The 8,244-nt window shown below is 67.6% G+C and carries 10 protein-coding genes and 3 pseudogenes; 6 read left to right on the forward strand and 7 right to left on the reverse strand.

Annotation, left to right across the window (positions count from 1 at the left end):
- Window positions 1-181 precede the first annotated feature (181 nt).
- The 4 genes from ACTWP9_RS36435 (at window position 182) to ACTWP9_RS36450 (ending at window position 2,297) form a co-directional block, all read left to right on the forward strand.
- A protein-coding gene (locus tag ACTWP9_RS36435; RefSeq protein WP_443250610.1) for an IS5 family transposase occupies window positions 182-1,056 on the forward strand; the annotation gives its coding sequence in 2 pieces (ribosomal slippage) (window positions 182-350 and window positions 350-1,056; 876 coding nt in all).
- 63 nt (window positions 1,057-1,119) lie between these two features.
- On the forward strand, window positions 1,120-1,449 hold the full coding sequence (locus ACTWP9_RS36440) for a hypothetical protein (protein WP_443250611.1): 330 nt from the start codon (window positions 1,120-1,122) through the stop codon (window positions 1,447-1,449).
- Window positions 1,450-1,481: 32 nt separating this feature from the next.
- On the forward strand, window positions 1,482-1,799 hold the full coding sequence (locus ACTWP9_RS36445; protein ID WP_443250612.1) for a hypothetical protein: 318 nt from the start codon (window positions 1,482-1,484) through the stop codon (window positions 1,797-1,799).
- 159 nt (window positions 1,800-1,958) lie between these two features.
- A complete protein-coding gene (locus ACTWP9_RS36450) occupies window positions 1,959-2,297 on the forward strand; it encodes a cyclic-phosphate processing receiver domain-containing protein (RefSeq protein WP_443250613.1) in 339 nt (112 codons plus the stop codon).
- 80 nt (window positions 2,298-2,377) lie between these two features.
- Here the strand turns inward: ACTWP9_RS36450 and ACTWP9_RS36455 are convergent, their stop codons facing one another.
- The 3 genes and pseudogenes from ACTWP9_RS36455 to ACTWP9_RS36465 all read right to left on the reverse strand — a co-directional run.
- Window positions 2,378-2,653, reverse strand: coding sequence for a hypothetical protein (locus tag ACTWP9_RS36455; protein WP_443250614.1), 276 nt, complete (start codon window positions 2,651-2,653; stop codon window positions 2,378-2,380).
- A gap of 352 nt (window positions 2,654-3,005) precedes the next feature.
- Window positions 3,006-4,379 carry a WD40 repeat domain-containing protein gene (locus ACTWP9_RS36460; protein WP_443250615.1) on the reverse strand — a complete coding sequence of 458 codons (1,374 nt, stop codon included), beginning with the start codon at window positions 4,377-4,379 and terminating at the stop codon, window positions 3,006-3,008.
- A gap of 195 nt (window positions 4,380-4,574) precedes the next feature.
- Window positions 4,575-5,122: pseudogene (locus tag ACTWP9_RS36465) on the reverse strand (transposase); the annotation flags it as partial.
- Between the two features lie 148 nt (window positions 5,123-5,270).
- On the opposite strand from ACTWP9_RS36465, the gene ACTWP9_RS36470 reads away from it, so the two are divergent.
- Window positions 5,271-5,549 (forward strand): DUF6228 family protein, encoded by a 279-nt coding sequence (locus ACTWP9_RS36470; RefSeq protein ID WP_443250616.1) that lies wholly within the window; start codon window positions 5,271-5,273, stop codon window positions 5,547-5,549.
- Here the strand turns inward: ACTWP9_RS36470 and ACTWP9_RS36475 are convergent.
- The 3 genes from ACTWP9_RS36475 to ACTWP9_RS36485 form a co-directional block, all read right to left on the reverse strand.
- Window positions 5,537-6,262, reverse strand: a complete 726-nt coding sequence (locus ACTWP9_RS36475) for a hypothetical protein (protein WP_443250617.1) — start codon at window positions 6,260-6,262, stop codon at window positions 5,537-5,539. The two genes, ACTWP9_RS36470 and ACTWP9_RS36475, sit on opposite strands and share 13 nt — an antisense overlap.
- Window positions 6,234-6,656, reverse strand: a complete 423-nt coding sequence (locus ACTWP9_RS36480; protein ID WP_443250618.1) for a hypothetical protein — start codon at window positions 6,654-6,656, stop codon at window positions 6,234-6,236. Before ACTWP9_RS36480 ends, ACTWP9_RS36475 begins: the two co-directional genes overlap by 29 nt.
- A gap of 70 nt (window positions 6,657-6,726) precedes the next feature.
- Entirely contained in the window at window positions 6,727-7,173 is a 447-nt protein-coding gene (locus ACTWP9_RS36485) for a hypothetical protein (RefSeq protein WP_443250619.1), read from the reverse strand.
- 220 nt (window positions 7,174-7,393) lie between these two features.
- Between ACTWP9_RS36485 and ACTWP9_RS36490 the strand changes: the two are divergent.
- A pseudogene (locus ACTWP9_RS36490) lies at window positions 7,394-7,696 on the forward strand (serine/threonine protein kinase); the annotation flags it as partial.
- A 433-nt stretch (window positions 7,697-8,129) separates the two neighbouring features.
- Here ACTWP9_RS36490 and ACTWP9_RS36495 read toward each other — a convergent pair.
- Window positions 8,130-8,244: pseudogene (locus ACTWP9_RS36495) on the reverse strand (IS5/IS1182 family transposase); the annotation flags it as partial.

The following is an 8,244-nucleotide window of genomic DNA, read 5'->3' on the forward strand; positions in this document are numbered from 1 at the left end:
CCAACTGAGGCCGCGTCAAAGGGGGAACAGAAGACTCGGAGGCGATGGGCGAAGGTTGGTAGGACACGACGACAGCCTCCCACCGACGAGCCCCCCACACCCACACAACTAACGAAAAGCTCAGTAGGCCGTGTTTTGGAAGTCGGCCTCGTTCGTCGTCCCGTGTCGTGATGATCTCGGTGTGGGGCGAGGGGGTCTTTCTGACGAACAGTGGGCGGTGCTGGAGCCGTTGCTGCCAGTCGCGGTGTTGGGCCGACCACCGAGGGACCGGCGGAAGCTGATTGACGGGATCCGGTGGCGGGTGAGGACTGGTGCTCCGTGGCGGGATCTGCCGTCGGAGTACGGGCCGTGCAGACGGTCTACGGACTCTTCCGCCGCTGGCAACGCGACGGCACCTGGCCCGAACTGCTGACCCGACTGCAGGCCCGGGCGGACGCGGCCGGGCTGATCACGTGGGAGGTCAACGTCGACTCCACGATCTGCCGGGCCCATCAGCACGCCGGGGGCGCCCGCGACGGCCAGGCCCAGAAGGAGCCACCGGGCGGAGCCCGCACCGAGCCCGACGACCACGGTCTGGGCCGGTCACGGGGAGGCTTCACCACCAAGGTCCATCTGGCCTGCGAGCAGGGCCAACGGCCGCTGTCTCTTCTTGTCACCGCAGGTCAGCGCGGTGACAATTCTCAGTTCACCGCCGTCCTGAAAGGCATCCGAGTGCCCCGCACCGGACCCGGCCATCCCCGCGTCCTCCCGCTGCGAGTACGAGGCGACAAGGCGTATTCCTCCCGCGTCAACCGGTCCTACCTGCGAAAGCGGGGAATCCGGTGCACGATCCCGGAGCCTGCCGACCAGGCAGCCAATCGCAAACGGCGCGGAAAGGCCGGCGGGCGGCATCCGCCCTTCGACCGCGAGGACTACAGGGCCCGGCATGCGGTCGAATGCGGGATCAACCGGCTCAACCGCAACCGGGCGGTCGCCACCAGGTTCGACGAACTCGCCGTCCGCTTCGGAGCCACCGTCCTGATCGCCGCGATCGGCGCATGGCTGTTACCAGTCTGAGCAGTCAGTCCCTCATGCCATGCTGACCGCGACCAGGGCCGACAGGGTGAGGGAGAGGCAACGATGGGGGCTCAGTACTACGGCGCCGACAGCGAGGACGGCGGCCGCATCGACGACCCCTCCGAGGACGCGCTGTTCATGATGATCAGCGACCTCAACAACTCCGACAACACCTTCGTCGTCGTCCAGCCCGACGAGGACGACCCCGGCTGGTTCGCCTCAGTGGCCGTCCTGGACGAAGGAGGCTACGAGATCGTCCGCCGTGACACCTCCCGCAACGAGCATGAGGTCACCACGGCGACCAGCATCAACGACATCGCCCGCGACCTCACCATCTGGATGGCCGCCCGCGACTTCCCCGGACGCCCAACCAGGCGGGTCACCGACTTCTGAAACACGGCCTGGCCGAGGGCGACGATGGCGCGGTGATCGCCGCGCGGCTGCGCCGGCGCCTCACCCCGTTGACCACCGGCGACCCCGAGCGGCCCTACCGGTTCCGGCGCGACGCCCCGTCCTGGGCGCTGAGCATCGGCCTGCCCGCCTCACCCGGCGGCCGAACCCTCGTTCCGTGCGCGGTCGGTGGCTGCTCAGGTCGTACCTTCGGAAAGGTCACGGACCTGAGCATCCGCTGTGACCAGTGCGAACTCGCCGCCCTGGCCCACCTGGAGGCCGACAAGGCCAGCCGCGCCCTCGAGGCCGCGCCCGGATCTGGCTCCCGTGCTCGTCGTCCTCCGCCGATCTGATGGGACGCACACCGCAGACCCAACCGAAAGCGCGGCGTGCACCAACCTCCTCCTGAGACACCCCATCCCACCGCGCTGTGCAGACCTGCCGCGACGCTGGCTACGCCGTCCTCGCCTCCCCGGCAGTTTTCGCAGCCGCTTTGCCGTGATGATGATGAGGTGAAAGAAGACCCAGCCGTACCGACGTCCGTCATCCTGGGCATTGACGACCTTCGACCGCTGCCCAGAGCCACGCGGATCGCTCGCACCAGCCGCGAAGGCATCCAGCTCCTGCAAGAACACCGCGACAGCTTCATCGACGAACTCTGGCTCGATCACGACCTCGGCGGTGAAGACAGCATCTTGCCCGTGGTGACTCTCATGGAAGAGGCCGCCTTCAGCGGGCGGCCTTTTCGCATTGGAACGGTCTTTGTGCACAGCGCCAACCCCATCGGCGCCGAAACGGTCGTCCGGGCGCTCATACGCTGGAACTACCAAGTCCGGCGGGCAACGGCTTAGAGAATCCGGGACGGGGTGGAGTCCTGCCTGCCAGCTTCGCCAACAGCATCGGTCCAGGGGCTGCAGGCCCCTGCCCGCGTTCAGGCTTCTTCCGGCGGGCCGTTTCCCGGCTTCCGGTCCATGTACCCGTCGTCCTGTCCATGCATGAGACTGCTGACGTGGGCAACCAGGTCCGCGGGTTCGATGACCATCTGCGCGATCTTCATGAACTCGATGTAGGACAGTACGTCCTGCTCGGTCATTCCGTCCGTGGGAACAGCTTCCCAGTCGGCGCTCTCCTGCTCGATGCGGCCGGACAGTTCCCTGCGCGTGAGCTGCCCCAGGTCCTCCCACCTCAGATGCCGGAACTCAGTCATGGCCGGGTCACCACAGTCTGATCGGCGTAACACCAGCGAGGGTTCGTCGTCGGCGCTGGTGACGGGCAGATGCGGGGTCGCAGTAGTGGAGCCATGAGGTCGATACGCCCCAGCGTGGCGGAAGGCACCATCAGTGATCAAACGCGCAGCATAAGAGGCCGCGCGGATAGGTGCGGTTGGGGGACCCCGGCAGCGAACGTGCACAGGTCCTGGTGTTCATGGAGTTGCGATGCTCTGTGATCACTGAGGAGACCTGTGTCCGTGCTTCCGTCATGGCTTACCGAACCGCTCTGGTGGTGGGGGCTGCGGCGCGCGTCGTAGCGCCGACGACGCCGTCGACGCAGAGCTGACCTCACACCGGCTGTCGTTCCGTGGGACTCAGTTCTACAGCGCGTATCCCCCGCTTGTCGGAACCTCCCACGAGCAGGGTCGAGCCGTCCGGGGAGAAGGCCATTCCATGGACAGCGCCGGAGAGCGCCCGGTACGGGGAGGTCGCGGAGCCTGACGGAGTCAGGTGGGTGACCTTGCCGTCGGTGAAGCCCACGGCCAGCCAGCCGGACGGGTGGAAGCAAAGAGCCGATGGAGTCGCCGAGGAGCCCAGCGCTGTGTTGTTCAGAGCGAGCAGAAGCCGGCCGGTGACCGCGTCGATCAGGACCAGACCCAAGGTCTCGGAGGAGAACTCGCCACCGCAGACCGCTGTCAGGCGCCCGCACGGACTGGCCGCGGCAGCCCGCCAGTGCGTATGGAAGTCCCAGTTCGCCTTGGAGGACGGCGGCGTGACCCACCGCACCTCACCGGTGGTGAGGGAGAAGCCCATGGCGCGGCTGCCCGCACAGGCCACGGCGGTTTCGCCGTCGCCGGAGACGGCGAGTTGGGCGCCGACGTAGACCATGTCGTGCAGTCTGCGGTCCTTGGCCAGCGCCGACACCCTCTCGCCTCGAACTTCGGCGACCACCACGCGAGTACCCTCGTTGGGCAGGGAGGCGGCCACCAAGCTGGGATCCGCCTCTCCTTCGAGAGCGAGCAGTTGATCCCGGGCTTCCGCTGGAACGTCCGGACCGTCAGGGATCCGTTCCTGGTTGAAGGGGTGGCGCGTGAGCGAGACGAGTTCCGGCCGGTGACTGTCACTCGACGGTCGCCACGCGAACAGGCGCATAAGCGGCCACTCGCGGCTGGGCCAGTCCTCTGACACGGCCATCACCTGCACGATCCCATGCGGCCACACCTGTTCCGCGGCAAGCCACTCTCCGTCGCGGGAGAGCGCCGGGTCACGGACTCCTGGACAGCGCAGCATCACAGTGTTCAGGTCGGCTCCGGAGCGCAACTGCACCTCGAACTCGCCATTTGGCGCATCGCGTGGGGGCGCGTAGCCGATCGCGCAGGTGCCGTCGTCGGCCATGGAGAGTGACCGCACCGAGCCGGGCATGTCCGTCTGCGCCACCCACCACTTCTTACGGCGGGCGACGGCGGGCAGGTCGAAGCGCAACTCAGGCGGAAGCGTCCCGGCACTTCCAAAGTGCCAGTTCGCCTGTGGATCGACGATCTCCCAGCCGAGACGGGCGGCCAGTACGTGGATGGAGCGCAGTGCCGGGTCCCGGATATCTCCGAACTCGACCTGGATCCGGCCCGTCGTTCCGTCATCGTCCACGACGATATGGACGGAAGCTGTGGACGAAGCGGCAACCCGGCCCTCACTGAGCCCGGCCTCCTTCAGAAGGCCGGCCATCTCTTCGACGGTGACACGGGAGCCTGTGGCGGAAGCAGGTTGCACAGTCAACTGGCGGATCATGCCGCCACCTTGCCACCGGCCACTGACATCGGCAGGGCCCGGGGCGGTTCTGGGGGCTTTGCGCCATGTTTGCCCGCTGACCTGCGAGACCTTGAACAATCACAAGTTACAGGTGGCGCGGACAAGTGGTGATCACGGTCGGCGGCTCGGGCGTTCGTCCCAGCGGTGAGTCGTCCATGCCCGCCGGATCAGGCTGCGCACGGTGATGATCGCGTCGGCAAGGTCGAAGAAGGCGTCGAAGACGGTGGCGCGGCGTTCGTAGCAGCGGGCAAGTCGGTGGAAGGCGCTCTGCCAGGCGTGCGTGCGCTCGACGTGCCACCGCCGGCTGGCCTGGATCGGTGCCTTCTCGCCTTTGCGCCCGATGCGTCCCTGGAGGCCGCGTTCGTTGAGCAGGGTGCGGGTCTTGTCCGAGTCATAGCCGGCGTCCAGGTGCACGGTGATGTCGTCGGGCAACGGCCCGAGGTCGTTCAGGCGGTCCAGGGTCGGGGCGAGCAGCGGGGAGTCGTGGCGGTTGGCGCCGACCAGGACATGACCCAGGGGAATGCCGTATCCGTCCGTCATGCCGGAGCGTTTCACGCCCTGTTTGCCGCGGTCGACCGGGGAACGCCCGGCCACCGCGCAGCTCCGGGTGCCTTGGTGATGGAGCCGTCTACGGCGATCTGGTCGAGGACGAGGCCGACTCATGTGGGCGGGGAGGAAGCGAGCTGTGTCGGCACCGGCTGAGCCGACCCGGGTATGCCGCCGGAACGCTGGTGACGGCGGGTGTGGCGCTGACCTAGCGTTCCCTCATGACGTGTTCTGACGGTGCCCTCGAACGAGCAGGCCGGCGTGACCATTCGCTGCCAGGACAACCGGTCTGTCGGTGTGAGGTTCTGCGACCGGTTCAGCTTCGATGAGGACTCGGTGCACTACGCCGTCGAGGCATGGGCTCCAGGGCTGACTGCCCGCGTTGATGAGGTGGTGGCCTGGATCCGGGACAGTGACCTGGCTCTGTTCCCGGAGCAGTTGGCGGCCGACTACGCCGGGCGAGGGGTGCTGGAAAGTCATGCACCCTGTGTTCCCCGGCGCCGGGAGTGGCCGACGCCGTGCCCCTGTCAGTCGGAGTAGTCGGGCATCTTGAGCTTGGGGTGGTCTTTGCAGCCGAGGCGTTTGGCCTCGGCAGTGACGTAGCGGGGGAACATCTTGCGTACCACCTGTCGGCCGGCCGCCCCGGCGTCGTCCTCGGTGACCGGGGGCCTCGCGGTGAAGGCCACGACGTCGTCGTCGCCCTTGCAGGGCATTTGCACGACGGCTTCCGTGGAGTTCAGTGTCCCGAGCACCTCAGGGGAGCCGTCGGCCCGGATTGTCGGGCCGCCATGCAGGGCGGCCTCGTCGTAGGCGTGAGCCAGGCGAGAGTCTGCGATGGTGGTGAAAAGTCCCTCGCGTCCTTCCCTGCCCTCGGGGTTGACCTCACAGGTACGCGTCCCGTGTCGGGAGCCCTCCGGGAACCGGTCGTACGCTGACCGAGGCTTCACCTGCTTCGGCCAGTCGAGGTTCTTGATTCCGCACAGATGATGCCTGGCGCCCTCATAGCGTGGCGGGCGGGGGAGTTTGCCCGGTGCGGGCAGGGTGCCTTTGCAGCCGTAGCGGTGCATAGCAGCGTTGGCGACGTCGGTGACGGCCCGCGCCATCTCGGCTTGAGCCGGCACATCGTCCTGCGACAGGCGGACACCGTTGGCCCGCGTGATCACCACCATCAACGGAGTGGCGTCTTCGCCAATGCCCACGCCCCTGAAGCAGCTTTCGGGGATTTCACGCCACGCCCGGGTCGGGGACGTCATGCCCTTGCTGCTGTGTCTGCCGTGGCCGGGCGATCTCTCCTCTGCCGAGACGGCATTCGCCCCTGGAGCGCTCCGTCGTCAGCTCCCCTCGAGCGGGTATCTCTTCCGACCACAGCCGGTCCTCCTCCAGATCCGGCATCAGGCCAGTCTGCTCCTTGTGGGAGAACGCGCCCCAACAGGCAGCAGCACGGTGCTCCTTCTGCATGGGCAGTTTGCCCGCCTGCCAGGCCATGCCACCTGCGCCGGCCAGCACACCGGCCATGACACCTGCCGCGGCAGCGGTCGGCCGCCCCCGCAAACGACGCTGGCGGGGCTTCGATGGGTCGTGCAGGACCTGTGTTTCGTTTTGCTGCTCGCCGCTCGGCACTTCATGCCCCCTGCCGGTGATGGTCACTGGTCGTGCGGGAGCGTACATACCTGTGATCAGCGGAGCCCCACGAGGGGTGGACTGGCAGCCTGGCCCTTCAGTCAGCTTCGTCCGGCTCGCTGGCGTGTGCGATGCCGTCCAGCTCTGCGTCGATGGCTTCACGTTCGGCGGCCGAGCGGTGGAGGCCCTCGCGGATGGCCCGCAGCTTGTCCGGGTCGTCGGCAGCGGAGGCTGCCACGATGGCGAATCCGGTGCTGCCGTCCGGTCCGGGCATCTCCACCACCCGATGATCCGCACCACCGGTGATCATCATGGCCAGGACCGTCGCCAGCTCGCGCTGCATCTCCGGCGTGAGTTCGGTCTGCTCGTCCCCGTCACCGAAGATGCCTTCACGGCCCTCTGCCGGCAGATGCGCCGACTCGTGAACGAGCCGGGCCAGCCGTTCGTACTGCTCTGGGTCCATACGGGCTTTGAGCGTCTCCATATAGAGGGAGACGGCCTCGACCGGGTCCAGCCCCGCGTCGACCTCGCTCTCGTCGCTCATTCCCGCAGCCTGCTCCGACATCGGGGCAGGCGTCCAGGCATCGCCCAGGCGAGAGGTTGCTGGAGGACACCCTGATGGTTCACGTCACTGGGGACACGGCTGCCCACGCGACCTGGCTGTCGACCTGGTGGGACTATGTCGTCCGGTCGATCAGACCCCCCGGTACTGTCAGGTGGTCTTGAGGCGAACGAGGAAAGTAGGGGGCACCGGGCACCGGTTCATGACTGACGGGGGGTCAGCAGGAGTCTTTACTCCACTCGGGGAGGACGATCCGGACTCGGTTGCCGGGTACCGGCTGGCCGCCCGGCTCGGCGCGGGCGGCATGGGCAAGGTCTACGTCTCCTACACCCCTGGTGGGCGTCCGGTCGCCATCAAGGTGATCCGTCCCGAGTTCGGTGAGGACGTGGAGTTCCGGCGCCGTTTCCAGCAGGAGGTGCGGGCCGCCGAGCGGGTGCAGGGCCTGCTCCCGACGCAGACCGCCACTCCGGGCGCTGCCGCCCCGCCGGCGGGGACGGCACCGGTAACCGTGCGGGAGACGCCCCAGCCGGGGGCATCCTCGGGGATGTCGTCGACTGTCCGCTCCAGCGAGGGCATCCACTGCACCAGGTGGGTCAGGTCCTTGCGCAGGATGCGGACTTCCTCGCCTTCGCGCATGGCCTTGTCGTAGGAACTGGCGAGCGGGAAGCGGAAGGCCGTCACGATGGCGTGCGGGAACCGAAGCAGGCCCAGGACGCGGCCGATGTCGGCTGCGGTGGTCTTCCACTCCCCGCAGTTGACCTCCCGCCACATGGCGAGCACGTCCTTGCTCAGCTTCCCGGGGCCCGGCCACCGCAGGCTTCAGTCAGGCCGCCTAACCACGCCCGCCGGGTCGGCATCATGAGGGTCATGGACTCGATACGGAAGTTGGTGGCGCCAAGCTGGCCTGTGACCGTGCCCTTGACGGTTTAGACGTCGTTTCAGTTGGTGAGTCGGCGGTAGCCGATGAGGGCCGCGGCTATGCCGACGAAGGCGAGGAAGTGCTCGGCCTTGCGCTCGTAGCGGCGGTGCAGGCGCCGGCACCCGGCCAGCCAG

It is taken from the genome of Streptomyces sp. 3N207 (genome assembly GCF_052246355.1).
In the GTDB taxonomy this organism is placed as follows: Bacteria; Actinomycetota; Actinomycetes; order Streptomycetales; family Streptomycetaceae; genus Streptomyces.

Excerpts from the sequence above, each read along its gene's own strand:
- ACTWP9_RS36475 (WP_443250617.1), bottom strand. The coding sequence starts at position 6,262 with ATGACGTCCCCGACCCGGGCGTGGCGTGAAATCCCCGAAAGCTGCTTC.
- ACTWP9_RS36460 (WP_443250615.1), bottom strand. The coding sequence starts at position 4,379 with ATGGCCGGCCTTCTGAAGGAGGCCGGGCTCAGTGAGGGCCGGGTTGCC.
- ACTWP9_RS36485 (WP_443250619.1), bottom strand. The coding sequence starts at position 7,173 with ATGAGCGACGAGAGCGAGGTCGACGCGGGGCTGGACCCGGTCGAGGCC.
- ACTWP9_RS36440 (WP_443250611.1), top strand. The coding sequence starts at position 1,120 with ATGGGGGCTCAGTACTACGGCGCCGACAGCGAGGACGGCGGCCGCATC.
- ACTWP9_RS36455 (WP_443250614.1), bottom strand. The coding sequence starts at position 2,653 with ATGACTGAGTTCCGGCATCTGAGGTGGGAGGACCTGGGGCAGCTCACG.